The organism is Pseudomonas sp. S11P7, from assembly GCF_023195435.1.
Classification (GTDB): domain Bacteria; phylum Pseudomonadota; class Gammaproteobacteria; order Pseudomonadales; family Pseudomonadaceae; genus Aquipseudomonas; species Aquipseudomonas fluorescens_G.
On sequence record NZ_JALPKS020000002.1, the window covers coordinates 587,309 to 613,853 of the forward strand.

Genomic DNA, 26,545 nt, shown 5'->3' on the forward strand with positions numbered 1-26,545 from the left:
AGCAGAATTCTGTTGAGTTTGTCTCATGGTTGTCAGGTTGTCGACCTCGGCGCACTTCGGTTCAGCGACCGTCCCGTTTACTTGCTGTCACTACTGGCTGTAGCACGTTCGGGGGCTTGGGTCCGAACCCGCTCGAAATGCCCAATGACCACCGACTGTTTGCTGATTTTCGAATAGGGCAGCGTCGCATCATCGGCGTGGGTCAGAAGGCGGTGCTGCGGCAGTTTCAAGTGCGCGGTTTCAAAGCTTTCGAACACCGGTGTCGCGTTGCGGTAGTGAAAGTGCGCGTACCACAGCAACTGCTCGGGTTCGCGCGTAATGTTCCAGATCTCGTATTCCTGCATGTAGTCCGGATGGTCGTCATACATGCCGAGCAATGCAATCGGCTGCCTTCGGCGTATTTCGACGGCGCCTTGACCGATCAGGTCATCGAGCATGCCATCGGTGGGCTTCTGGCTGGTCAATGAACGCTCGGTGCGCAGGGTGCGCCCGGCCACACTCAGCTCGGCGGCCTGATCGCGCAATTGCTGGATCAGCGGATGCTGCGCGGATCTGCCGGCGATGCGGTCAGCGCGGGTATTGAGCTCACTGGCCTGGGTGTCCATCATGTGTTGCAGATCGATCGGCAGCATGCCCCGGTCGGCATTGCCAAGCACGCTGGCCCGGTAGGCAGGGACCCTGTCCAGACGCTGTCGCGCATCCTTTACCAGAGCGGCAAGGCTTACCTGGGGTGCCTGGGGTCTTGGAGCCTGTGGGCCGATCTGACGCGAGCGGCCGTCTGCGCCTTGCTCCCAGATTTGCACTTCGCCATCGCGGAGTTGGCGTTCATACACCCGGCGCTGCGACCTCGAGTCGAAGCGTTCGGTGCCATACAGCAGGTCGCCGTCCTCGGTGGTGAAGACACGCTGGGCAGGCTGGCCGGGCGTTTTCGGCACCGCAGGCTCAATGACGCCTCGGCGGGCATGACCGGCCATCTGCTCCAGGCCGTCAAGCAGCGGTTCGCTGACATCCAGATGAAAATGCTCTGGATAGTCCGTCATCCAAATGGTCATCTGCCGCCGGAACCGGGTGTAGACATCCAGACATTGCTCAAGCATCAGGCTGCGATTCTGCGCAGAGGTCTGCAGGTTCGGCAGGTCGTACTGGGTGGTCACGGCCTGTCTGACCTGCTTCCACATTTCCTCTGTGCGTTCACGGAAGTACATCCAGGACACGTCATTGTCATAGCGGTAATCCTTGACCAGTTCCAGGCGCATGTAGGTTTTATGAAAGAGCAGGCGCGCGTCGCTGTGTTGACGATTGATAAGGTTCACGCTTTCGACCCGGCCAACCTTGTCGGATCTCGAGGTGATGCGCTCGTACCAATGATTGAGCTGGTGCCTTGAGCTTTCCAGCTCTTCGAATTTCTTCACATAGTCGAGTTGCAACTCGCGGACCTGTGCAAGCAACGCTGACCGTCGCGAACGTGCGCTCGGCGGAAGGGCATTGGCGATGCCGTTCAAGCGCCTGATGTCCTCCAGCACCATGACTGTGCCTGCTGACATCTGGCCGGAGCGCATGGCATATCGGGAGGTCAGGCGTAAGGCCAGGGAGCTTTGCACGCGACTCACGGCCGCTTGTTTATTGCCGCTGGTGAGCGGCTTCAACTCCGTCAACGCCTGATAGCGTTGAGCAGACAAGCGGATATCTTCAAGGCATGCGGTTTCGGCTGCAGGCAACAGGGCGCGCTGGTTGGCGGGGCTGGCGTTCTGGAAAGCCAGTATCGCGGTCTTGTGTGCCTCGACCTTGCTGTCGATGAGATTGGCCAGGCGTTCAGTCTCGAATTCCAGCTGCTGATGCCGACGGAACGTGCGCTCTGCCCACCAGCGTGGCAAGTGCTGGCGAATCACCGGTGGCCAGTACGGGTCCAGCGCATCGGCCAGATGCCCGGCGACGTTGCCGCCGCCACGCAAGCCATCCGCGCTGGCGCTGCCGTAGACGCCATGCCAGGTGTCCCACCGGCCGGTTTCATCCAGCGCGATCGGCTGTTTGTAGGTCTTGCGCGAATTGCCGAACAGGCGCCAGTGGCGCGAGCCCGTACCCAGTTCCACCTGATAGATGCGCCCCTGACGTTCGATGAAATCACCGTCGGCATGCCGGTAGACGCCACGGTAGAGACCATGAGTGGCTGGCTCGATTCCGGCCAGCGACAGCGGTTGTTCGTAGTCGTAACCCTGGAAACGGGCTAGCACATGCCGGGCCTGCCGCTGCGTTTTACCGTGCAAAGCCGCGACATTGCCCAGCAGCGTATGCAGCTGGCGTGAACGTGTCAGCGCGCGGGTGGTGCGCGAGAGGGTCGACGCCAGCGCTTCGCCCGGCAGCAGATCCATGAACGCGTCGATCAACGAGAGAAGCATTGTCTCGATTTCCGCCAGGCCATCCGCCACCTCACCGCGCAAAAATGCTGCCACGGCTTGATTGGCGGCCGTCCAGGCGTCGTACAGCGCCACGACGGTACCGACGAAAGGCACCATGCCCAGCGCCATTTTTATGTAGTTGAACGCGCGTGGCCCTTTCAGTGCGTAGCGCTCGAAGAACAATTCATCATTGGAGCGCGAGCTGCCGCGATGAGCTTCGATCAAACGCCCCTTGTGCGCGTCGAGCAGGTGCGCGGCCAGCGAAGTGCTCGCCGGCCAGCGCGGGCCAATGTCGATAATGGCGTCGAAATTCTTTTCCACTGCTTGACCGATGCGGCTGACATGGGCGCGGACATCGCCGTGCAGGGCCTTGCCCGCCAGGTAGTCGATCCAATGATCGCTCGCGCACAATCTGAACAGCCCTTTGCGCGCTGACTCGAGACTGTCGTAGCGGCGGAAAAAACGCTGATCAGGGCTGTCCGGCAGGTACAGCACCGTAGTGCCGCTGATCTGCTCTTCAATGAAGGTCACGCCGGACAAGGTGACGGGGCCTTCACGCGGGGTGTCTTTGCCGCCGGTTTTGAGCGCAACCGGCAATAGCACGATGCGCTTGCCTTGGACGAGCCAAGCGGCTGTGGTATTGGCGTCGATCGCGATGTTCACCACCTCAGCCTCATCATGAGCGAGGTGTTTCTGTGCCCGCGCATTGTCACACTGGATTTTCAGCAGCAGACGCCAGGGTTCGATCAGGCTTTCGCGTCGATGCTGTCTGACGAACAGCGCCTCGTCGGGTGCGCCATGGAAGGCTTCATGGATCCTGCGCTCATAGGCCTTGGGCAGGTCCAGCTCTGGCAGGACTTTGCGCAGATAGCTCAGGTTGATGCCGTTGAGCAGACGGCTGCGATCCTTTCGGCGCGCGGCATTGACGTCCAGGCGCATGAAAATCAGGCGCTGCGACAAGGCGTCATTGAGCACGGATTGAACGTTGTCGATATTCAGTTGGGCCAGATCTTCAAGGGACATCCGGCTGCGCGTGGCGCCCGGCACGATGACGGTATTACGGCGCTGGCCGGCGGGACCGGACTCCACCACCGTTTCGGTTGTGGTCGAATCAGGCAATTCGACCTGCACGGAAAAATAGCCCTCGAGGGCGAAATCCTTGCGCAGGCGCGCGTGCAGATGTTTGCGGGTGAAGTCGTCGCGCGGTTCCAGTGCCAAGGTCATCAGTGCATGACTTTTACGCATCGCCTCGATGTACGCCTGGATGTGTTGTTTGAGCGCGATTCGCTCGCTTTTCTGCAGACGCACCAGCCAGCCCGGCAGATGAGTGGCGAGCGCGCCGCTGCGCTCCTGTTCCTGCACATGCGCAAACATCAGGTTTCTGGCCGCGCTGACCGGGACCTGAATAGCCGCCATGCAATCCTGACGGAAAATTGCCAGTGCATCGGCGTGCTCGGGTGTGGCGCGCAGCCTGGTTGCTTGCGTTTCGCAATCGGCGATCAACGTGTTGAGGCAATGCTGCAGCGGGTCCGTGGTAATGGGGTCAAGTTGCAAAGCGGATTGGCGGTCCTGATCGTCCACTTTCAACAGGGCAAGCGCCAATGCCCGGCGATCGCTGAAGCGCTGCAGGCCACCGCTGCTGCCAGGACAGTAAAGCAGCAGGCTCGTGTCGGACGTGCTGTCTGTCAGTGCCGCTTGCCGGGTGAAGACCAGTGCGCCCTTGAGCGTTTCGCGCTGCACCGTGGTGGTGGCATCTAGGGTTTCACTCAGCGACAGGGTCAGGCTGGCCGCGACCAGATCTGCGTCGCGTGTGCCCGCCACGGGGTTGTCCAGCACGGCTGTGAGCAGCTCGTGTTCAGCGCTGTCGACTTGCCCCAGCAGCGATTGCAGCTTCGCCTCGGCATACAAGCCGTTTTTGTGAGCCTGATAAATCGCAGCGAGCGTCGTGGCGGGGGAGGGGAATCGTCGAGCCACGAGGTGCAGGCGGTCTCGCAGGCTTGCTCGGCAGTTTCCAGGGTGCTCAGTGCGTCCTGACATTGTCGGAATCGGGCGCCGTCGCGGTCGTTGGCCAGCAGGTGTTCGAGTGCCTCGCGCTCGCGCTTGAGCGCGGCATGCCTCAGGGCGAGCGGAATGCCAGCGGACAGGCTGCCGAACAACGGACGGTCGTCACTCGCCAGCGTATCCGGGGCAATGGCCGCCTTGGCCGGCGCTGCGACGATGTTTGTTGTACTGCGTTGATGGTCAATCAGATCGACATGCAGCAGCGCTTGCGCGCCGTGTTCGCTCAACCCGGGCTTGCCCCGGTTGGTATTGCGCAACGCACTGATTTGCGCCTGTTGCCGGTCGGCGAACAGATCGCTGGCGCCGATGATCATCGGGTCTGTCGCTGCGCTGTAATCGAAGCGCTGGATCGTACGTGGCAGGCCCGTGGGAATCTGCACCTGGCCGGCCAGCCACGTTTGCATATCCGCTCGATTGTCGAACGCCTGGGTACACAGGGGGCGGCAGGGCAGGTAAAGCAGCGTTCGCGCGGTGACCGGGTCACCTGCGCGGATCACCCACGCTCCGGGGAGTTTGACTTTGCTGTGGTTGCTCAACACCAGAGCCGGTTTTTCCAGGTGAACGGGCTGATCTTTGAACATCAATGGAGTGGAATCTGAATCGACGATTCGCTGAAGCAAGTCGAGCTCTTCGGCGTTGATGATTTTACTGGCGTAAGCAGCGTCAGCGCTCGCTTCGAAATGCGCTCGGTACAGGGCGATGGCGCGTGTGCGTCGCGAAACCGGCGTGCCCGGTGCACGTGCTTCCCAGAATTCGGCCCAGCGTGTGGCGTGGGCGTTCTGCGGGTCGAGCCGCTTGAGCTTTTCCAGCAGTTGCGACGGCCTCAGTGTGTACAGAGGATGGCCTGGCATCAGACCGATGACGTGGCAGCGCTGGTCAAGTGAGAAATCCGCTGCTGGATGCTGAACGACAAACGCGCAGGCATCGGTAAGGCTGACGAAATGCTCAGCCTGCGTTTGGCTGGCAGTGAAGCCGAATCCGGTTTTTTCGCCGTCCAGTTGCAGCTGTTGTCGCAGCGACGCATTGATCGTATCGCGCAGCGCTGGACTGCTGGCGAACAATTCGCGCAAGCCATTGCTGCTGTCGCGCCAGCGCTGATTGGCCTGTGACAACAAACTGTCGTCGATGGTTGGAGGCAGTGCCAGGGTCTTCGCGAACGACTCTGAGGGCGAGGGCGGCAAATTGAGGGTAAGGGGGTCGAGCATGGTGGGCGACTCGCAAGGGAGAGCGGGACATCCGCTCCGGTGCGATTGATTAGAAAGCGTTCGCGCCGGGCCCAGGCGGTACATGGATATTGTTTGCACAGGCTGGATGACCGCTTGGCACTCTTCATCAAACTGTCATCGAACTGTGGCAGCGCGCTTGAACAAACATCATCAGACTCGCGGCTTACTGGGGTTCTGCGTTTCGGTGTTTTTCATGGGTAAGCATTTTCTTTCTGTCGCGGCCATGTTGGCCGCGCTTTTATTCGGCGCGTCGGCAGGGGCGGCGGCGCGTTGCGATGTCAATGTGCCGACTGAGCGGGCTGATCTGCCGCAGGTGAGCATCGCCTATCAGAGCATCGGCCGTGCCTCGGACCCGGCGCTGTTGCTGGTGATGGGCCTGGGCGGGCAGTTGATCCACTGGCCGGATGAAGTGGTGGTCGCGCTGTGTCAGCAGGGCTTTCGGGTGATTCGCTATGACAATCGCGATGTCGGTCTGTCGAGCTGGCGTCAGGCGCCGGTCGAAGCCAACCTGACCTTTGAAGTGCTGCGCTACAAACTCGGCCTGCCGGTGGCGGCGCCCTACAGCCTGACCGATATGGCCGGCGATGCACTGGGTTTGATGGACGCCTTGCATATCGAGCAATTCCACGTACTTGGCGCAAGCATGGGCGGGATGATTGCTCAGCATGTGGCGGCGATGGCGCCGCAGCGGGTCGAGAGCCTGACATTGATCATGAGCACTTCCGGCGCCGAAGGGTTGCCAGCACCGAGCGCGGCGCTGGTGCAGTTACTGTCGCGCCGCGGCGCACCCAATCGTCAGGCGGCGCTGGAGCAACAAGCGGATCTGCTGGCGGCGCTGGGCAGCCCCAACGTTACCGATGATCGTCAGGCACTGTTGCAACAGGCAGCGGCTTCCTATGACCGTGCGTTCAATCCGGAAGGTGTGAAGCGGCAGATCATGGCCATTCTTGCCGAACCGAGCCGGGTGGCGCTGCTCAACCAGTTGCGCGTGCCGACGCTGGTGGTGCACGGCACGGCCGATCCGCTGCTGCCGGTGATGCATGGCGTGCATCTGGCGGCGCACATTCAGGGCAGCCAGTTGAAGTTGATTCCGGGGTTGGCGCATCGGTTTCAGGAGGCATTCAAGGAACCGTTGCTGGCGGCGGTGCTGCCGTATTTGCAGGCGCATCGTGAAGACACTTCGCATTGGGCGCGGGTTGAGCCGGTGGCGGGTGGGGATGTGCTTTAGGTGGCGAAGATCAAGAGCCCCTCACCCTAGCCCTCTCCCGGAGGGAGAGGGGACTGAATGGGGGATATTTGAAAGTTGCATCGACCTGGAAATGCTTTACCGAATCCACAATCGATCCGGTTTTTCAGCTCGACGAAACCCTCAAGAACCCTGCGGTCGGCCCCCTCTGCCTTTGGGAGATGGCTGGGCGGGCGGCGTTCCGATGAGGGTGGCTTTTGATCTTAACTGTGAATACGCACCCAAACGCTCACCAACACCGTCGCCGCCATTAACCACGCCACCGCCGCCACGGCCAGCGAAGCCTCCAGCCGCATCCGGTCCACCATCACATACAACGTCGCCAGATAAACGAAGTACGGAATGATCGACCACATGCCGAACACGATGGTGGTTTTCAGATCCTCAACCGAGCGCCCCTTGCCAACGATGTAGTGCGCAATCAGCGCAAAGGTCGGAAACAGTGGCACGAGACCTGCGATGTAATAGTTTCTGGTTTTCGACAGCGCCGCGAGGATCAGCACCACGGCAGCGCCGATCGCGGCTTTGAGAATCAGGTCCATCAGTGGCTCAGCCCGTATTTTTTCACTTTGTCGAACAGCGTGGTCTTGGCCATGCCCAGTTCCTGGCTCGCCTGGGTCAGGTTGCCGCCGCTGCGTTGCAGGGCGTCGCTGAGCAGGTTGCGTTCGAAGGCTTCCACCGCTTCGGCAAACGCCAGGCCCTGGCCGCTGCTGGCGCCGGATTTCTTGAATGCCGGCAAGCCAAGGGCGAAACGTTCGGCGACGTTGCGCAGTTCGCGCACGTTGCCCGGCCAGTCGTGGCTCATCAGGTTCGACAGCGTCTGGTTGTCCAGCTCCGGCAAGGCGCGGTCGAAGCGCAGCGCCGATTGCTGGGTGAAATGTTCGAACAGTTGCAGGATGTCTTCGCGGCGTTCGCGCAGCGGTGGCAGTTCCAGGGTCACGACGTTGAGGCGGTAGTACAAGTCGCTGCGAAACTCGCCGGCCTTGCTCGAGGCGTCGAGGTCGGATTTGGTCGCCGCGATCACCCGGCAATCGACCGCCACGCTCTGGTTCGAGCCGAGGCGTTCGAGGGTGCGTTCCTGGAGCACGCGCAGCAGTTTGATCTGCAACGGCAAGGGCATGCTTTCCACTTCGTCGAGGAACAGCGTGCCGCCGTCGGCGTGTTCGATCTTGCCGATGCGGCGCTTGCCGGCTCCGGTAAAGGCGTTGGCCTCGTGGCCGAAGATCTCGCTTTCAAACAGGTTTTCCGGCAGGCCGCCGCAGTTCAGCGCAACGAACTGTTTGCTGTGGCGGCGACTGAAATCGTGCAGGCAGCGCGCGACCAGTTCCTTGCCGGTGCCGGTTTCGCCCTCGATCAACACGTTGGCCGAGGTGTCGGCAACATTGGCGATCAGCTCGCGCAGGTTCTGCATGGCCGGCGAACGGCCGATGATCCGTCCTTCCAGCGAGTCGCGTTCGGCCAGTTGTCGACGCAGCGACGACACTTCGCGGGCGAGGCTGCGTTGTTCCAGCGCTCGCCGCGCGACATCGACCAGACGCTCCGGCGAGAACGGTTTTTCCATGAAGTCATAGGCGCCTTTCTGCATCGCACCCACCGCCATGGAAATGTCGCCGTGGCCAGTGATCAGCACCACCGGCAGGCTGCGATCGCGGGCCTTGAGGCGGGTCAGCAATTCCAGGCCATCGATGCCCGGCAGGCGAATGTCGCTGATGACGATACCGGCAAAATTGTCGCCGACCTGCTCCAGCGCTTCTTCGGCACTGCCGACGCCGATGCAGGGAATGTCTTCCAGGGTCAGCGCCTGTTGGCAGCCGAGCAGCACATGGGGGTCGTCTTCGACGATCAGCACACTGAGATCGTTATTCATATTGGCTCGGCAGGAGTAGGGCTTACCAACGGTAAACTGAGGACGAAAGTGGTGCCACCGCTGGCCGGGTGTTCGACACCCAGATGCCCGCCAGTGGCGGCCGCGAGGCTCGCAGAAAGTGTCAGGCCCAGGCCCAGGCCTTGCGCGCCGGGCTTGGTGGTGAAAAACGGTTCGAACAGATGCTTGCGCGCTTCGGCGTCGATGCCGTGGCCGTTGTCGCGCACGCGCAGGCGGTATTTTCCGTCGAATTCTTCGCCTTCCAGCCACAACTCGGGTTGCGTTTGCGCGTGCATGGCATCGAGGGCGTTGCCGATCAGGTTGACCAGGATCTGTTCCAGACGGGTCTGGTCGATGTGCAACTGCGCATCGTTGAATTGCCGATGAATCTGCAGCGTTGAATGTTCCAGGCGCGCGCCGAGCAATTGCAGCGCCGCCTCGACGGCTTTGCCGAGGCTGGCCTGGCCGTGATTGTCGCCGCGCCGGGCGAACGACCGCAGGCTGGCGGTGATGCGGCCCATGCGATCGATCAGGTCGTTGATGGTTTTCAGGTTGGTGCTGGCGACGTCCAGTTGCCCACGCTCAAGGAACCGTACCGTGTTGCCTGACAGCGTGCGCATCGCCGCCAGCGGCTGGTTCAGTTCGTGAGCGATGCTGGTCGACATCTGGCCGATGGCAGCGAGTTTACCGGCCTGCACCAGTTCATCCTGGGCGCGGCGCAAAGTCTCTTCGGCCTGACGGCGTTCGCGGATCTGGCTCTTCAACCGTTCGTTGCTGGCGCGCAGATCAGTGGTGCGTTCGGTAATCCGACGCTCGAGTTGATTGTTGGCTTCCTGCAGGGCTTCACGGGCGGCGAGGCGGGTGGCGATGACTTTGCGCCGCTCGTTCCAGGCGATCAGCAGGAACGCGAGGAAGGCGAACGCCACGGCAACCAGAATGCCTTGGTTGATCGCTTCGCGGCGCAGGTCCTGTAGCGGAGTGAGCAGGGTGAAATTCCACGGCGTGTCGCTCAGCGGCCGGGTTTGCGCCAGATAACTGATGTCGTCTTCGTCGGACTGCACTTCGCTGTTGGCCGGGAAGGTGAGTTTTTCCACGCCTTCGTCCAGCGTTTCGCGGGCCAGCGGTTGCAGTTCGTTGAGCGGGAACCAGTAATATTGCAGGCTGCGCGCCAGCTTCTCTTTAACCTCGTCGCTCAGCGGGATCACCGACTTGAGGCGTCGGGCCGGATCGCTGGAGAGAATGATGATGCCGTTTTCATCGCTGACAAACGCTTCCAGGCGCGCGCGCTGCCAGCGTTCTTCCATGGCTTCCAGGCGCACTTTGACCACCGCGACGCCGATGATCTTGCCGTGTTCTTCGAGGCCGTGGGCCAGATAATAACCGGGCTCGCCGCTGGTGCTGCCGATGCCGTAGAAGCGCCCCGGCTCGCCGCGAACGGCTTTCTGAAAGTAGGCGCGAAAGGACAGGTCTTCACCGAGGTAGCTGTCGACATCGCGCCAGTTGCTGGTGGCCATGACGCGGCCGGTGGTGTCCATGACGTAGATGGCCCGACTGCGGCTGCGCCGGTTCAGACCTTCAAGGTAATCGTTGACCGTGCGGCGGGTTTCCGGGGTCGGGTCGGCCAGCAGTTGCGAAACACTGGTTTCGAGTTCGAGCAGGCTGGGCAGGTAGGTGTATTTGCTGATCTCGCTTTCGACCGCGCGGGCGTGCAGTTCGAGCTGACGCTGGCCGTTCTCGCCGAGGCTGCGGATGCCGAAATGCTCACTGGTCCAGAAGCCGATGAAACCCAGACCGATCATCAAGGCGATGACCAGCGGCGGCAGGAACAGATGACGAATCAGACGGGGCTTCACGGCAAGTGATGGCGGCGCGGCGCGATAGAGATTGGGGTCGCATTTCATCACAGTTGCCTTGGGTCAACCACCACACTTACTGAAAGCTGCCACCGTTCCTGTGGGAGCTGGCTTGCCAGCGATAGCGGTCTGTCAGTCACTGCAGTAGCGACTGACACGACCCCATCGCGGGCGAGCCCGCTCCCACAGGGATAGCGGTGTTTACTTAGTGCTGCAGGATTTTCTCGAGGAAGTGCTGCGCGCGTTCGGAGCGGGCGTTGATGTCGCCGAAGAATTCCTCTTTCGGGCAGTCTTCGATGATCTTGCCGGCGTCCATGAAGATCACGCGGTCGGCCACTTTGCGGGCGAAGCCCATTTCGTGGGTCACGCACATCATGGTCATGCCTTCGTGGGCCAGTTGCACCATCACGTCGAGCACTTCGTTGACCATTTCCGGGTCGAGCGCCGAGGTCGGTTCGTCGAACAGCATGACGATCGGGTCCATCGCCAGTGCACGGGCAATTGCCACACGCTGTTGCTGACCGCCGGACAATTGCCCCGGATGCTTGTGGGCGTGTGCCGAGAGGCCGACGCGCTCCAGCAGTTGCAGACCTTTTTTGGTCGCCTCTTCCTTGCTGCGGCCCAGCACCTTGATCTGCGCGATGGTCAGGTTTTCGGTGATGGTCAGGTGCGGGAACAGCTCGAAATGCTGGAACACCATGCCAACGCGCGAGCGCAGTTTCGGCAGGTTGGTCTTCGGGTCGGCAATCGAGGTGCCGTCGACGACGATGTCGCCTTTCTGGAACGGCTCCAGCGCGTTGACGCACTTGATCAGCGTCGATTTGCCCGAGCCCGACGGGCCGCAGACGACGATCACTTCGCCTTTCTTGACCTCGGTGCTGCAATCAGTCAGCACCTGGAAGTCCCCATACCACTTGTTGATGTTCTTGATAGAGATCATACGGCGAACCTTTTTTGCAGACGCTTGACCAGCAGCGAGGCGGAAAAGCTGATGATGAAGTAGACGACACCGGCGAAGATCAGGAACTCGTTGGAACGGCCGATGATGTCGCCGTTCGAGCGCGCGGAGTTGAGGAAGTCGACCAGGCCCACGGTGTAGACCAGCGAGGTGTCCTGGAACAGGATGATGCTCTGTTGCAGCAGCAACGGCGTCATCTTGCGGAACGCCTGGGGCAGAATGATCAGGCGCATGGTCTGGCCGTAGGTCATGCCCATCGCTTGCGCGGCGGCCATCTGGCCTTTGGGAATCGACTGCACGCCGGCCCGGACGATTTCACAGAAATACGCCGCTTCGAACATCATGAAGGCCACGACGCACGAGGTGAATGCACCGATCGGTGTGTCTTCACCGGTGATCCAGCGCAGCACGAACGGCACCGCCAGGTAGAACCAGGTGATCACCAGCAGCAACGGGATCGAACGGAAATAGTTGACGTACGCGCCGGCAATGTTCGACAGCAGTTTGCTCGACGACAGGCGCATCAGCGCCAGGATTGTGCCGAGCACGATGCCGCCAATCACACCCATGACCATCAACTGCAAGGTCATGACCATGCCGTTCCACAGGCCCGGGATCGCGGGGATGATGCCGCTGAAATCGAAGTCCATTTATTTACCCCCCACGGAGATCAGGCCGGGCACGGCGACTTTCTTCTCGACCATGCGCATCAGCAACATCAGGCTCATGTTCAGGGTGAAGTAGATCAGCGTGGCCAGGGTGAAGGCTTCAAACAGGTTGGCCGAGAACTCGGCGGTCTGTTTGGTTTGTGCCAGCAATTCCATCAAGCCGATCAGGGACGCCACGGAGGAGTTCTTGAAGACGTTGAGGAATTCCGAGGTGAGCGGCGGAATGATGATCCGGTACGCCTGCGGCAGCAGCACGTTCCAGTAGATCTGCGGCAGCTTGAAACCCATCGCGCGGGCAGCGGATTCCTGGCCGCGTGGCAGCGCCTGGATGCCGGTGCGCACCTGTTCGCAAACACGGGCAGCGGTGAACAGACCCAGGCACACGACGACGCTCAGGTATGCCGAGGTGGTCGGGTTAAGGTCTTGCTTGTACCAGTCCTGCAGGTTCTGCGGCAGCAGGTCGGGTACCAGGAAGTACCAGATGAACAGCTGAACCAGCAGCGGCACGTTGCGAAACAGTTCCACGTAGCAGGTCGCGATGCCGGCTACGATGCGGTTTGGCACAGTGCGCATGACCCCCAGAATGGAGCCCAGCAGCAAAGCGATGATCCACGCCACGACAGCGATGCCGATGGTCCAGCCCAGGCCGGCGATGTACCAGTCGAGATAAGTCTCGCTGCCAACGCCGGTGGACTTGAAGAACACGCCCCAGTCCCAGTTGTAATTCATTAGGGTCTCCCCTCGAAATCGATCGATGTACAAGCACCCGCTTGGGGAAGTTCCTTTCCCGTCCGACGCGGAACGCCGGACACACGCGATCGGCTCGAAAACCGCCAGGTCGAGTGTTCCACAGCAAAGCCAGCAGGCAGTAACAGACGTCTGAGGGAGGGTCGCTCCCTCAGACGATAAGGTTAGTCAGGAATCAGATTTTTACGTCAGGCGCCGGCTTGTCGCTCGGGTTGGCGATCAGATCCTTCACCTTGTCGCTCATCGGGAAGTTCAGGTTCAGGCCTTTTGGCGGGATCGGGCTTTCGAACCACTTGCTGTAGATCTTGTTGATCTCGCCCGACTCGTACAGACCGACAATGGCGTCATCGACAGCTTTCTTGAACGGCGCGTCGCCTTTGCGAACCATGCAGGCATAGGCTTCGAAGGACTGCGGCGTACCGGTGATGACCCAGTCAGTCGGCTTCTTGGCCTTGGCTTCTTCACCGGCCAGCAGCGCGTCGTCCATCATGAAGGCCACGGCGCGGCCGCTTTCGAGCATGTTGAAGGATTCGCCGTGGTCTTTGGCGGAGATGATGTTCATGCCCATCTGCTTGTCGGCGTTCATCGCTTTGATGATGCGCTCGGACGTGGTGCCAGCGGTGGTCACGACGTTTTTGCCCTTGAGGTCAGCGAAGTCGTTATAGGACGGCTTGCCTTCCTTGTCTTTCTTGACCAGCAGACGGGTGCCGATTTCGAAGATGTTGACCGTGAAGTCGACCTGCTGGGCGCGTTCGGTGTTGTTGGTGGTGGAACCACACTCGATATCCGCGGTGCCGTTCTGGATCAGCGGAATACGGGTTTGCGAGGTCACCAGGTTGTACTTGACCTGCAGGTCTGGCTTGTTCAGGTCTTTTTTCAGGGCTTCAACGATCGCCACCTGAATATCGTGGGAGTAGCCCACTGGTTTGCCAGAAGCATCTGCAATGTAGGAAAACGGAATTGAGCTGTCGCGGTGAGCGAGCGTGATGGTGCCCGAATCGTTGATTTTCTTCAGGGTGCCGGTGAGTTCGGCGGCGAAAACTGGCGTGCTGATCAGAGCGGCAGCAATGGCTGCGCCCAGGATATGGGGAACGATGCGCATCAAATTTTCCTCGACATTGTTTTTTTTATGGAGCCAGTTTGTCGGCCCTTTTTGTGCTTCGAATGCCTGACGGCTCCTGAAGTGTCGGCACAGCAGGCATTCGTCGAGAGAGTGTAGAGCATGAGTCGTGCCAGAGCGGTCGCCGACGGTTAAGTGACTGTTTTATAACGTTATTAAAGTTTTATGATGGTATTTGGCGATGTGGCTGATCCGGTTTCCCGAATTGACCGAAGAGTCTCGTTCGGAAAACCGAACGGCTAAAAGCCCCTCATCGGAACGCCGCCCGCCTAGCCCTCTCCCGGAGGGAGAGGGGACCGACCGCGTTGTTTGGGCAAGTCCCGCCTACGTGAGATACCGAGTCGAACTCAAGTTTAGAACCCCATGAAGATCGGCTCCCTTTCTCCCTCTACCCCCTGGGGAGAGGGCTGGGGTGAGGGGGAAAGATCTAACTGACACAATCAGGTTCAACAGAACCCACAAAACGAGAAGCCCCTGAATCTCTCAATTCAGGGGCTTCTCATTTAAACAATGCTCACATCACGCCGCTTCGATCTTGCGGTTCTGCTCAACCTTGCCCAGATACGTCGCCAGCTTCTGCTGCTCCTCCGTCGTAGTGAACAGCCCGAGCTTGGTGCGGCGCCACAGAATGTCGTGCGCGGTGGTCGCCCACTCTTCGCTGCACAGATAATCGACCTCACGGGTGTAAAGCCCGCCGCCGATGTGTTCGCCCATGTCCGCCAGGCTTTCCACACCTTCGAGCATGCGCCAGGTGCGGCTGCCGTAGGTGACGGACCAGCGCCGGGCGATTTCTGTCGGGACGAAATCGAACTTGTCGCGGATCAGTGCGCTGAGTGCCTGCGGGGTGGTCATGTCTTCACCGCCGGGCAGGGTCGCCGTGGCGGTCCAGCTTGGGCGCATCTGGGTGAAGAACGGCATCAACTGCGCCATCGCCGACTCGGCGAGCTTGCGGTAGGTGGTCAACTTGCCGCCGAACACCGACAGCAACGGGGCTTCCTGCGCGTTGCCCGACAGCGCCAAGGTGTAGTCGCGGGTCACGGCTGACGGATTATCCGACTCGTCGTTGCACAGCGGACGTACGCCCGAGTAGCTGTGCTGGATGTCGTCACGGCTGAGCTGTTTCTTGAAGTGTTCGTTGACCACTTTCAGCAGATAATCGGTTTCAGCTTCGGTAATCGCCACTTTGGCCGGGTCACCGGTGTACTCGCGGTCAGTGGTGCCGATCAGCGTGAAGTGGTTCAGGTACGGAATAGTGAAAACGATGCGCTGATCTTCGTTTTGCAGAATGTGCGCATGCTCGCCTTCGTACAGCTTCGGCACGATGATGTGGCTGCCCTGAATCAGACGGATGCCATACGGCGATTCCATTTTCAGATCGTCGCGAATGAACTTGGCGACCCACGGACCGGCCGCGTTGACCAAGGCTTTGGCAGTGATCGAAAACAGGCTGCCGTCAGCGCGTTCCAGGTGCAGATGCCACAAGCCTTTGGCGCGACGGGCACTGACGCAACGGGTCTGGGTGTGCACGTGGGCGCCTTTTTCACGGGCGGCCATGGCGTTCAGCACCACGAGGCGGGCATCGTCTACCCAGCAATCGGAGTATTCGAAGCCTTTCTTGATCTCGCTTTTCAGCGCGCTGTCGGCGCCGAACTTCAGGCTTTTCGAGCCCGGCAGTTTTTCCCGCTTGCCGAGGTTGTCATACAGGAACAGGCCGGCACGGATCATCCACGCCGGGCGCAGGTGCGGGCGGTGCGGCAACACGAAGCGCATCGGCTTGACGATGATGTGGCGCCTTGGCCAGCAGCACTTCGCGTTCGGCCAGTGCTTCACGTACCAGACGGAATTCGTAATGTTCGAGATAGCGCAAGCCACCGTGGATCAGTTTGCTGCTGGCCGACGAGGTGTGGCTGGCCAGATCATCCTTTTCGCAAAGGAACACCGAGAGCCCGCGACCGGCGGCATCCGCAGCGATCCCGACGCCATTGATCCCGCCACCAATGACGGCGATATCGTAGATCTCGGAGATTGGGGGCGTTCGCAAGGTAGAGGTGGACATTGGCGGGCCTCGGGCTTTTTTGATTTTCTATATTTGAAATCGAACATGAATGTTCATTTGCGAAAATGGTAGCCCATAAACACGCACACAGCCAGTCGCCTTCGATTGAAAAAACTCATCGAAGGGCGGGGAAAGGAAAATTATCGAACATGGGATGCGCGCAAAAGCGCCAGAGGTGTGCTGCTTGTGCAGATCGTTCCCACGCGGAGCGTGGGAACGAGCAAGCGAGAGGTTAAACGACTTCCAGGCGAATCTTGTGCTGACTCAGCAACTGCGCCAGCGCTGGCACCGGTTGCTGATCGGTCACCAGGCAATCGATCAGGCTGATCGGCCCCAGCCGGATCATCGCATTGCGCCCGAACTTGCTCGAGTCCGCCGCCAGAATCACCTGACGCGCATTGGCAATGATCGCTTGGGAAACCCGCACTTCCTGATAATCGAAGTCGAGCAGGCTACCGTCCTCGTCAATGCCGCTGATCCCGACCAGGGCGAAATCGACCTTGAACTGATTGATGAAATCCACGCTCGCCTGACCGACCACGCCGCCGTCGCGTCGTACATTGCCGCCGGTCAGCAGCACGTCGAAATCATCCTTGGCACTGAGCATCGAAGCCACATGCAGGTTGTTGGTGATGATTTTCAGATGGCTGTGGTTGAGCAGAGCGCGGGCAATCGATTCGGTGGTGGTACCGATGTTGATGAACAGCGAGGCGTGATCCGGAATCTGTGCGGCGATGGCTTCGCCGATGCGTTGTTTTTCATCGCGCATCTGGTCGGCGCGCATCGCATAGGCGGTGTTTTCGACACTGGAATCATAAGCCGCGCCGCCATGATAGCGACGCAACAAATTGGCTTCCGCGAGCTGATTGATGTCGCGGCGAATGGTTTGCGGGGTAACAACGAACAGCGTGGCCATTTCCTCGATGCTCACATAACCGCGTTCGCGGACCAGTTCGAGGATTTGCTGCTGACGGGGAGGCAGATTCATGGGGCTTCCTTTGGGCTGCCGTGCAAAATTTGCCCATGATGCCGCAGGAATCCGCTCCCGACCAGTTTGATGCCTGTCTGTAACTGAACCTTGGCTTATTCAGCGTCCTCACGCGCCCAGTCACGGGTACGGCTGACGGCTTTTTTCCAGCCTTTGTAGAGCTTCTCTTTCGCCGCTTCGTCCAGGCTCGGTTCGAACTCGCGCTCGATCACTGCTTTGCCGCGCAGTTCTTCCAGGCTGCCCCAGAAACCGCACGCCAGACCGGCCAGATACGCCGCGCCAAGGGCGGTGGTTTCGCGCATTTGCGGGCGCTCGACCTGGGTGCCGAGGATGTCGGCCTGGAATTGCATGAGAAAGTTGTTCGCCACTGCGCCGCCGTCCACACGCAACGCCTTGAGACGTTCGCCGGAGTCCTGTTGCATGGCGTCGAGCACGTCGCGGGTCTGGTAGGCAATCGATTCCAGCGCGGCGCGGATGATGTGATCCACGCGTACGCCGCGGGTCAGGCCGAACAGCGCGCCACGGGCATACGGGTCCCAGTACGGCGCGCCGAGACCGGTGAAGGCCGGTACCAGATAGACGCCGTTGCTGTCCTTGACCTTGTTGGCGAAGTATTCGGTGTCGTGGGCGTCGTTGACGATTTTCAGTTCGTCACGCAGCCACTGCACGGTCGAACCGCCGTTGAACACCGCGCCTTCCAGTGCGTAAGCCACTTCGCCGCGTGGGCCGCAAGCGATGGTGGTGAGCATGCCGTGCTGCGATTTCACCGCTTTGTCGCCGGTGTTCATCAGCAGGAAGCAGCCGGTGCCGTAGGTGTTTTTCGCCTGGCCCGGCTCGACGCACATCTGCCCGAACAACGCCGCTTGCTGGTCGCCAGCGATACCGCCGATGGCGATGCCACTTTTGGTGCGGCCATAGATTTCTGACGAGGCTTTGACTTCCGGGAGCATCTCGCGAGGGATGTCGAGAATTTCCAGCATCTTCGAATCCCATTCCAGCGAATGGATGTTGAAGAGCATGGTGCGCGAGGCGTTGGTGTAATCGGTGACGTGTACCTTGCCGCCAGTGAATTTCCAGATCAGCCAGCTATCGACGGTGCCGAACAGCAGCTCGCCGTTGCGCGCACGCTCGCGGCTGCCTTCGACGTTGTCGAGAATCCACTTCAGTTTGGTGCCGGAGAAGTACGGGTCGGTGACCAGGCCGGTGGTGTCGCGGATGTAGTCTTCGTGACCATCACGCTTGAGCTGCTGGCAGATCTCGGTGCTGCGGCGGCACTGCCAGACGATCGCGTTGTACACCGGCCGGCCAGTGGTCTTGTCCCACACCACGGTGGTTTCACGCTGGTTGGTGATGCCGATGGCGGCCACCTGATCGTGATGCAGACCCGCCTGGGCCAGCGCTTCGACCATCACCGCGCTCTGGGTGGCAAAGATTTCCATCGGATCGTGCTCGACCCAACCGGCCTGCGGGTAGTGCTGGACGAATTCGCGCTGCGCGGTGCAGACCACGTTCGCATCGCGGTCGAAAATGATCGCGCGCGAGCTGGTCGTACCCTGATCGAGGGCAATGATGTAGTTCTTGTTCTGAATGTCGGTCATGTCGATTGCCTTGGACGAAATAAGGGAGTGTGGGCCGTGGCGCAGGCTCGGACGGGCAGGAGCCGGCGCCGACTGTTTCAGGACGTTCTGGGTTTGCCGTCAATGGCCGGTTCTGCATCCTTTGTAGCAGGTGTGGCGCCGGTCAGGTGGCGGGCGATGAGCCCACGGTACCCGGCAGCGCCGAGGCAGGCACCGACAATCGGTGCAAAAATCGGAATCAGGAAGTACGGAATGTCACGGCCGCCAGTGAAGGAAATTTCACCCCAGCCAGTGAAGAAAGTCATCAGTTTCGGACCGAAATCGCGCGCCGGGTTCATCGCAAAACCGGTCAGCGGGCCCATCGAGCTGCCGATCACGGCGATCAGCAAGCCGATCAGCAGCGGCGCCATCGGGCCGCGCGGCAAGCCATTGTTGTCGTCGGTCAGGGCCATGATCACGCCCATCAGGATCGCGGTGATGATCATCTCGACCAGAAAGGCCTGAGCGGTCGACAGCGCCGGATTGGGGAACGTCGAGAACACCGACGCCAATTCAAGGCTGGCGGCCGAGCCACGAACCATTTGGTGAGTTTGTTCGAAATCGAAGAACAGATTGCTGTACAGCGTGTAGACCAGCAGCGCGCCACAGAAGGCGCCGGCAATCTGCGAAAGAATGTAGAACGGCAGTTTGCGCTTTTCGAAATCGGCGAAAACCGCCAGGGCGATGCTTACGGCGGGGTTCAAATGCGCGCCGGAAACCCCGGCCGTCAGGTAGATCGCCATGCTCACGCCGACGCCCCAGATGATGCTGATTTCCCACAGGCCGAAGCTGGCACCCGCGACTTTGAGCGCGGCGACACAACCGGTGCCGAAGAAGATCAGAAGGGCAGTGCCCAGAAATTCGGCCATGCATTGGCCGGAAAGCGATGGTTGCGGTAAAGCAGCTGTCATTGAAAACCTCGGTTCTTTTTCTTGTGTAGCGCCTTGCCAACGGAGCAGGGCGCGATCTTCACCGGGTCGGAATCCCCATTCGGTTCCCGGGTTACTGCTGGGTACTGCATTAAGCATGATTCTTACATTATTCAGATTCGAAAAAATATAGACAAGAAACAAACCTGTCAAAGGTCGAAAGTGAACCGTCGGTCACAATAAAACTATTCGCTGTGTGAATGATCAGCGCGGCGATCAGCTTGAATACAGCGCGAAGCCACGGGATTCGCGGCCTGGAATAGAGCCTTTTGCCCAACGATGACCTAGAATCCGCCGCAGGTTTTTTCAAAGACTGCCGAACCCGGAGCTGCCATGACCCCTGCGTTGGACTTGTTGAAAAAAGTTCGTGCCGAACATCGCGTGCACAGTTACGAACATGACCCCAAAGCCGCTTCGTATGGGCTGGAGGCCGCAGAGAAACTGGCGCTCGAGCCAGCGCAGGTGTTCAAGACGTTGTTGGCAGCGAGCGAAAAAGGCGAGTTGCTGGTAGCGGTGGTGCCGGTCGTCGGAAGCCTTGATCTCAAAGGACTGGCGCACGCGGCAGGGGTGAAAAAGTCGAAATGGCTGACCCGGCAGCGGCACAGCGATCCACCGGCTATCTGTTGGGTGGCATCAGTCCGCTGGGACAAAAGAAGCGCCTGCGCACGTTCATCGATAACTCGGCGCAAGGCTTTGCCACTATTTATGTCAGCGCCGGGCGCCGTGGACTGGAAGTCGAGCTGGCGCCGGCAGTGCTTGCCGAGCACACCCAGGCGACATTCGCCGACATCGGCCGGCCATGAACGGCCACGGTACTGTATGAAAGAAAATCGCCGGTTCTGTCACTGGCGCCGCCCGCCGCGTGGTCGCATGCTGTGTCGACTGACTTAAAGGAGAAGGTTATGCAGCTTGCGTTTCATCAGGTCGACGCGTTCAGTGACCGGCCGTTCAGTGGCAATCCGGCCATGGTCTATCGGCTCGATGCGTGGCTCGCCGAGGAGTTGATGCAGAAGATCGCCGCCGAGCACAATCTGGCGGAAACCGCGTTTCTGGTGCGCGAAGGCCAGGCCTGGCACATCCGCTGGTTCACCCCGACCACCGAAGTGCCGCTGTGTGGGCACGCGACACTGGCCAGCGCCTATGTGCTGTTCGAGATCTACGGCGAAACCGCCGAGCGTATCGACTTCATCTGCAAATCCGGGCCGCTGAGCGTCAGCCGTGAGGGCGATCGGTTGTGGCTGGATTTCCCGACGATTGTGCCGAGCGAGATTGGCGTGACACTGGACGTAGAGCGCGCATTGGGTGTCGAAGCGGTTGATGTGCTCGGCTCCAACGAACTGTTCGTGGTGCTGGAATCGGAGCAGGCGGTGCTTGATTGCACGCCGGACATGGCGGCGCTGGCGAAGCTGCCGTGGCTGGGCGCGATCGTTACCGCGCGCGGTAACCAGCATGATTTCGTCTCACGCTATTTCGCTCCGGCGATTGGCATCAATGAAGATCCGGTCACTGGTTCGACTCACTGCAGCTTGATTCCGTATTGGTCGAAGCGACTGGGCAAATCCAGTCTGACCGCGTGCCAGCGCTCGGCTCGGGGTGGGGAGCTGTTCTGTCGACTGGAAGGTGAGCGGGTGAAGATCGGCGGCAATGCGACGCTGGTGGCAAGCGGAACACTGATTTTAGGCTGATACAAAACAGACTGTGGGGAGCGAGCCTGCTCGCGAATACGGTAGGCCAGTCAAAGCATCTTTGACTGATACACCGCTTTCGCGAGCAGGCTCGCTCCCACATTTTTACCCGGTCTGGATCAGAGGGCCGTGCTATGCCGGCGAACCCCATTTTCCACTGCAGGAACCTGCGCCGCCGTGCTGCCGGATGCCTGGAACAGCACCAAATGCTCGGCCACTACCCGAATCCCCACATCGGCACCGACCTGATGGTCCGCATGGCTGGGGAATATCGATTCCAGCTGCGCACCGGTCGGTAACTGCAAGCGATACAGCGTCGAAGCACCGAGGAACGTCTTGCCGACAATCCGCGCCTTCAGTGCGCTGTCCGGCGCATAGACAATGTCGTCCGGCCGCAGCAGCACATCGACCGCTCCGCCAATTGGCCAGGTATAAGCACGGTTGCCGCGCAGCTCACCGAGTTCGGTCTGCACCGACTCCGGGCTGGCGAGTTGCCCGCGAATGAAATAACCCTGACCGATGAAACTGGCCACATAAGGCGTCGCCGGCTCGTGGTAGAGGTTGTATGGCGTGTCCCACTGTTCCAGCCGACCTTCCTTGAATACGCCGACGTGATCGCTGACGGCGAAGGCTTCTTCCTGATCGTGGGTCACCAGAATTGCGCTGGTGCCACGCGCCTTGAGAATGTCGCGCACCTCGTGGCTGAGCTTGCGCCGCAGTTCGCCATCCAGGTTGGAAAACGGCTCATCGAGCAGCAGCAATTGCGGCTCAGGCGCCAGGGCGCGGGCGAGGGCGACGCGCTGTTGCTGACCGCCGGACAACTCGTGCGGGAAACGCTTGCCGAGGTTTTTCAGGTTGACCAGCTCCAGCAGCTCTTCGGTGACGCGTTGCTTGTTCGGGTGCTTGCGAATGCCGAAGGCGATGTTGTCGGCCACGCTCAGGTGCGGAAACAGCGCGTAATCCTGGAACACCATGCCGATCCGGCGTTTCTCCGGCGCCAGGGTGAACCCGGCGCTGGACAGGGTTTCACCACCGAGGGTGATTTCGCCTTCATGCACCGGCTCGAAACCGGCGATGGCGCGCAGTGTGGTGGTCTTGCCGCAGCCGGACGAGCCGAGCAGGCAACCGATGTCGCCGGCGTTGAGGTGCAGATTGAGATTCTGCACCACACGTTGATCTTGATAGCCGCAAGCGAGGTTGCGCAGGTTCAGCAGTAATTCATGACTCATGCGTGGTGATATGCCGGTTCGACGAGGAACTCGAGCAGGGCCTTCTGTGCGTGGAGACGGTTTTCTGCCTGATCCCAGGCAACGGAGCGCGGGTCATCAAGCAGGTCGAGACTGATTTCTTCGCCGCGGTGCGCCGGCAGGCAATGCATGAACAGCACGTCCTCGGCGGCGAGGTCGAGCAGCGCACGGTTGACCTGAAACGGCGCGAACAGCTTGAGGCGTTTGGCAGTTTCCTCTTCCTGACCCATCGAAGTCCAGACATCGGTGCTCACCAGATGCGCGCCGCGCACGGCATCCTGCGGATCGCGGACGATGGTCACACGGTCACCGGCACGGGCGACGAACTCGGGATTCGGTTCATAACCCTGCGGGCAGGCAACGCGCAACTGGAAGTCGAACTGGATGGCCGCTTCTATATAGCTGTTGCACATGTTGTTGCCGTCGCCGATCCACGCCACGGTCTTGCCCTGGATCGAGCCGCGATGTTCGAGGAAGGTTTGCATGTCGGCCAGCAACTGGCACGGGTGCAGGTCGTCGGACAGGCCGTTGATCACCGGCACGCGCGAGTTGGCGGCGAATTCGGTCAGGGTGCTGTGGGCGAAGGTGCGGATCATCACCGCATCGAGCATGCTCGACATGACGATGGCGCAGTCGCCGATCGGCTCGCCACGGCCCAGTTGGGTGTCGCGCGGCGAGAGGAAAATCGCCTGGCCACCGAGCTGGATCATCCCGGCCTCGAAAGAGATGCGGGTGCGGGTCGAGGACTTTTCGAAAATCATCCCCAGCACACGGTTTTTCAGAGGCTCGAACAGTACGCCGCGCTTACGCAGGTCCTTGAGCTCAACGCCTCGACGGATCACGCTGACCAGCTCTTCGGGCGTGCAATCCATCAGGGAGAGAAAGTGCCTTGCGCTCATCATTGACTACCTTTTTGCTACCAACCGCAGATGCTCAAAGCCTTGTTTAACGGAACAACGGGCGAGACCTGCGGCGTAAGCCGCACGGGGCGACGGAATAGGGGAAGGCGCGATATTGACATTAAATGTCGCGTTACGCCAATAGGCTACGGTTTACGCGGGAATCGAAGGGCGCACTGCGCATCGCAGTCGCGCATTTGAAGCCGGGTTCAGGGGCAGCAGCGAGCCTCTTTGTACACTGGCCCCGCCGCGCTTGGCAATGCGCCGCGCCGCACCCGGCATGGCTTTGGTCGGTTCGCGGGGTGGGCGCGGCGGATTCTCTTGGTCGGATGGCCGGGTTGAAACATTTGCTAAAGCAAAGTGCTGGGTTATAAATAACATTCGAGCGACGCAGGAAGCCTCCGCATGGAATCGAAAGAACAACTGTTAATGGAACTGCTGGGCCACACGGCTCGCTCCTTGACCCATCTCACCGCGTCGGTCACCTCGATGTCGTTCGAACTGCTGCGCAGTGAAGACGAAGTGGTGAAGACGGCCGGTCGCCACATGATCGACCGCATGGCCACCATCAGCGCCGGACTCGACGAGCATTGGCGGTTGATCGGCGAGCTGACCGGCGTACACGTCGCCCACGAGCAGATCGAAACCATTCAGGAAATCCAGCTGGCGCCGCCACCCCAGTTGCCGTCGAACTGACGACTGCGGCGCTATCGGCCCGCCTGATACGCCCCGATTCACAAGACGAACGTCGCTGGCGCCGTGGTCCTGCCGGGGCCATAGTTTTGTTCCCGCGGGCGCGATCGCCCGTCCCGAACAAGACAGAGACTGGCCATGACCAAGACTCTCCATCACCGTGCCTGCCACCTGTGTGAAGCCATCTGTGGCCTGACCATCGAGACCACTGAAGCCGATGGCCAGGTCGCGATCACCTCAATCAAGGGCGATGCCCTCGACACTTTCAGTCGCGGCCACATTTGCCCCAAAGCGGTGGCATTGCAGGATATCCAGAACGACCCGGATCGCCTGCGCCAACCGATGCGGCGGGTCGGTAGCGAGTGGTTGCCGATCGGCTGGGATGAAGCGTTTGCGTTGGTGGCATCGAAGCTGGCGGCAATTCAGGAGCGTCATGGGCAAAACGCCGTGGCGGTGTATCAGGGCAACCCGAGCGTGCATAACTATGGGCTGATGACCCACAGCAATTACTTTCTCGGCTTGCTGAAAACCCGTAATCGCTACTCGGCGACGTCGGTTGACCAGTTGCCCCATCACCTGAGCAGTTACCTGATGTACGGCCACGGCTTGCTGCTGCCGATTCCGGACATCGATCACACCGATTTCATGTTGATCCTGGGCGGCAACCCGCTGGCTTCCAATGGCAGCATCATGACCGTGCCGGATGTCGAGAAGCGCCTCAAAGCGATTCAGGCGCGCGGCGGCAAAGTGGTGGTGGTCGATCCGCGCCGCAGCGAAACAGCCGCGATGGCGGATCAGCATCTGTTCGTGCGCCCGGGCGGCGATGCGGCGCTGTTGTTCGGTGTGCTCAATACCCTGTTCAGCGAAGGTCTGACCCGCGACAGTCATCTGCCGGTCGATGGTCTCGACGAGGTGCGCGCTGCGGTGGCGACGTTTACTGCGCAGGCGATGAGCCCGTTGTGTGCAGTTCCGGCCGAGCAGATCCGCCAACTGGCACGCGACTTTGCCGCTGCGCCAAGTGCGGTGTGCTACGGACGCATGGGCGTTTCGACTCAGGCGTTCGGCACGCTGTGCCATTGGCTCGTGCAGTTGATCAATCTTGTTACCGGCAACCTCGACCGGGTCGGCGGTGCGTTGTGCACCGAACCCGCTGTCGATCTGGTGGCCTCGACCTCGGGCGGGCATTTCAACAAATGGCAGAGTCGCGTGTCGGGCCGGCCGGAATACGGTGGCGAGCTGCCGGTGTCGGCACTGGCCGAGGAAATGCTCACCGAAGGCGAAGGGCAGATCCGCGCGTTGATCACCGTGGCTGGCAACCCTGTTTTGTCGACGCCGAACGGGCGGCAACTGGAGCAGGCGCTGGACGGGCTGGAGTTCATGCTCAGCATTGACCTGTACATCAACGAAACCACGCGCTACGCCGACCTGATCCTGCCGTCGACTTCGGCGCTGGAAAACGATCACTACGACACCACGTTCAATCTGTTTGCGGTGCGCAATGTCACCCGCTTCAATCGCGCAATCCTCGCCAAACCTGAAGGCGCGCTGCACGATTGGGAAATCTTCGTCGGCCTTGCCAAAGCCTTCGCGGCGCAGACCGGCAAAGAACTGAAACCGACCATGCCGCCGTCGATGATGATCGACATGGGCCTGCGCATGGGCCTTTATGGCGATGCGTCCGAACACAAACTGTCGCTGGCGACACTGTTCGATCATCCACACGGAATTGACCTGGGCGCTCTGAAGCCGAATCTGGCAGCACGTCTGAAAACCCCGAGTCAGCGAGTTCAGGCCGCACCAGCGGAAATACTCGCCGATCTTCAACGCTTCGCCGCGTTGCAGGCGCCCGCCATCGATCAACTGCTGATGATCGGCCGTCGTCACGTGCGCAGTAACAATTCGTGGATGCACAACTACCATCGTCTGGTGAAGGGCAAGCCGCGTCATCAGTTGCTGATGCATCCGGCTGACCTCGCCAGCCGAGGCCTCAGTGACGGCCAGCGAGTACGCGTCAGTTCGCGGGTCGGGCAGATCGAAGTGGAGGTGCTGGGCAGCGAGGACATGATGCAAGGGGTGGTCAGCCTGCCGCACGGTTGGGGCCATGCGCGACCTGGCGTGCAGATGGCAATTGCCAGCGGCCAGCCGGGCTCAAGCGCCAACGACCTGACCGATGAATGCCAGCTCGATGAGTTGTCCGGCAACGCGGCGCTCAATGGGGTGCCGGTCACGGTGGTGGCGGCTTGAGCATGTGTCTGTCGGGGAGACCGAGCAGCGCGCTCGGGATTCCGTTACA

The 26,545-nt window shown here is 60.5% G+C and carries 17 protein-coding genes and 3 pseudogenes; 5 read left to right on the top strand and 15 right to left on the bottom strand.

What is annotated here, in order from left to right; all coding sequences use genetic code 11:
* Positions 1 to 77: 77 nt before the first annotated feature.
* Together M0746_RS02780 and M0746_RS29100 are read right to left on the bottom strand one after the other, a co-directional pair.
* Entirely contained in the window at positions 78 to 4,433 is a 4,356-nt protein-coding gene (locus M0746_RS02780) for a dermonecrotic toxin domain-containing protein (protein ID WP_342454949.1), read from the bottom strand.
* 422 nt (positions 4,434 to 4,855) lie between these two features.
* A pseudogene (locus tag M0746_RS29100) lies at positions 4,856 to 5,746 on the bottom strand (dermonecrotic toxin domain-containing protein); the annotation flags it as partial.
* Between the two features lie 130 nt (positions 5,747 to 5,876).
* Between M0746_RS29100 and M0746_RS02785 the strand changes: the two are divergent.
* Positions 5,877 to 6,911, top strand: coding sequence for an alpha/beta fold hydrolase (locus M0746_RS02785; RefSeq protein WP_258451426.1), 1,035 nt, complete (start codon positions 5,877 to 5,879; stop codon positions 6,909 to 6,911).
* A 221-nt stretch (positions 6,912 to 7,132) separates the two neighbouring features.
* Here the strand turns inward: M0746_RS02785 and M0746_RS02790 are convergent, their stop codons facing one another.
* From M0746_RS02790 to M0746_RS02840, 11 genes and pseudogenes are all read right to left on the bottom strand, one after another.
* Entirely contained in the window at positions 7,133 to 7,462 is a 330-nt protein-coding gene (locus tag M0746_RS02790; protein ID WP_206415210.1) for a GlpM family protein, read from the bottom strand.
* Positions 7,463 to 7,470: 8 nt separating this feature from the next.
* On the bottom strand, positions 7,471 to 8,796 hold the full coding sequence (locus tag M0746_RS02795; RefSeq protein ID WP_258448136.1) for a sigma-54-dependent transcriptional regulator: 1,326 nt from the start codon (positions 8,794 to 8,796) through the stop codon (positions 7,471 to 7,473).
* Positions 8,793 to 10,694, bottom strand: a complete 1,902-nt coding sequence (locus M0746_RS02800; protein WP_258448137.1) for a sensor histidine kinase — start codon at positions 10,692 to 10,694, stop codon at positions 8,793 to 8,795. Before M0746_RS02800 ends, M0746_RS02795 begins: the two co-directional genes overlap by 4 nt.
* Positions 10,695 to 10,851: 157 nt before the next feature.
* Positions 10,852 to 11,586 carry an amino acid ABC transporter ATP-binding protein gene (locus M0746_RS02805; protein ID WP_007927141.1) on the bottom strand — a complete coding sequence of 245 codons (735 nt, stop codon included), beginning with the start codon at positions 11,584 to 11,586 and terminating at the stop codon, positions 10,852 to 10,854.
* Positions 11,583 to 12,254: an amino acid ABC transporter permease gene (locus M0746_RS02810; protein WP_039758394.1), complete on the bottom strand. Its 672-nt coding sequence runs from the start codon at positions 12,252 to 12,254 to the stop codon at positions 11,583 to 11,585. The genes M0746_RS02805 and M0746_RS02810 overlap by 4 nt, the downstream gene beginning before the upstream one ends.
* Entirely contained in the window at positions 12,255 to 13,001 is a 747-nt protein-coding gene (locus tag M0746_RS02815) for an amino acid ABC transporter permease (RefSeq protein WP_039758393.1), read from the bottom strand.
* Between the two features lie 193 nt (positions 13,002 to 13,194).
* Entirely contained in the window at positions 13,195 to 14,121 is a 927-nt protein-coding gene (locus M0746_RS02820; protein WP_258448138.1) for a glutamate/aspartate ABC transporter substrate-binding protein, read from the bottom strand.
* A gap of 537 nt (positions 14,122 to 14,658) precedes the next feature.
* A pseudogene (gene glpD / locus M0746_RS02825) lies at positions 14,659 to 16,195 on the bottom strand (glycerol-3-phosphate dehydrogenase).
* Positions 16,196 to 16,427: 232 nt separating this feature from the next.
* On the bottom strand, positions 16,428 to 17,183 hold the full coding sequence (locus M0746_RS02830) for a DeoR/GlpR family transcriptional regulator (protein WP_007953179.1): 756 nt from the start codon (positions 17,181 to 17,183) through the stop codon (positions 16,428 to 16,430).
* Positions 17,184 to 17,278: 95 nt separating this feature from the next.
* Positions 17,279 to 18,781: a glycerol kinase GlpK gene (gene glpK, locus M0746_RS02835; protein WP_126366033.1), complete on the bottom strand. Its 1,503-nt coding sequence runs from the start codon at positions 18,779 to 18,781 to the stop codon at positions 17,279 to 17,281.
* A gap of 77 nt (positions 18,782 to 18,858) precedes the next feature.
* On the bottom strand, positions 18,859 to 19,710 hold the full coding sequence (locus M0746_RS02840) for an MIP/aquaporin family protein (protein ID WP_258448139.1): 852 nt from the start codon (positions 19,708 to 19,710) through the stop codon (positions 18,859 to 18,861).
* A 351-nt stretch (positions 19,711 to 20,061) separates the two neighbouring features.
* Here M0746_RS02840 and ybaK point away from each other — a divergent pair.
* Together ybaK and M0746_RS02850 are read left to right on the top strand one after the other, a co-directional pair.
* Positions 20,062 to 20,531, top strand: a pseudogene (ybaK, locus tag M0746_RS02845) (Cys-tRNA(Pro) deacylase).
* A 99-nt stretch (positions 20,532 to 20,630) separates the two neighbouring features.
* A complete protein-coding gene (locus M0746_RS02850) occupies positions 20,631 to 21,413 on the top strand; it encodes a PhzF family phenazine biosynthesis protein (RefSeq protein ID WP_258448140.1) in 783 nt (260 codons plus the stop codon).
* Between the two features lie 119 nt (positions 21,414 to 21,532).
* Here the strand turns inward: M0746_RS02850 and M0746_RS02855 are convergent, their stop codons facing one another.
* Complete coding sequence (locus M0746_RS02855) at positions 21,533 to 22,642, bottom strand: ABC transporter ATP-binding protein (protein WP_258448141.1); 1,110 nt, start codon at positions 22,640 to 22,642, stop codon at positions 21,533 to 21,535.
* A complete protein-coding gene (gene argF, locus M0746_RS02860) occupies positions 22,639 to 23,559 on the bottom strand; it encodes an ornithine carbamoyltransferase (RefSeq protein ID WP_093098769.1) in 921 nt (306 codons plus the stop codon). The genes M0746_RS02855 and argF overlap by 4 nt, the downstream gene beginning before the upstream one ends.
* Positions 23,560 to 23,964: 405 nt before the next feature.
* On the opposite strand from argF, the gene M0746_RS02865 reads away from it, so the two are divergent.
* Positions 23,965 to 24,255 carry a hypothetical protein gene (locus tag M0746_RS02865; RefSeq protein ID WP_090285872.1) on the top strand — a complete coding sequence of 97 codons (291 nt, stop codon included), beginning with the start codon at positions 23,965 to 23,967 and terminating at the stop codon, positions 24,253 to 24,255.
* A 135-nt stretch (positions 24,256 to 24,390) separates the two neighbouring features.
* A complete protein-coding gene (locus tag M0746_RS02870; protein ID WP_258448142.1) occupies positions 24,391 to 26,496 on the top strand; it encodes a molybdopterin oxidoreductase family protein in 2,106 nt (701 codons plus the stop codon).
* Positions 26,497 to 26,545: the final 49 nt, after the last annotated feature.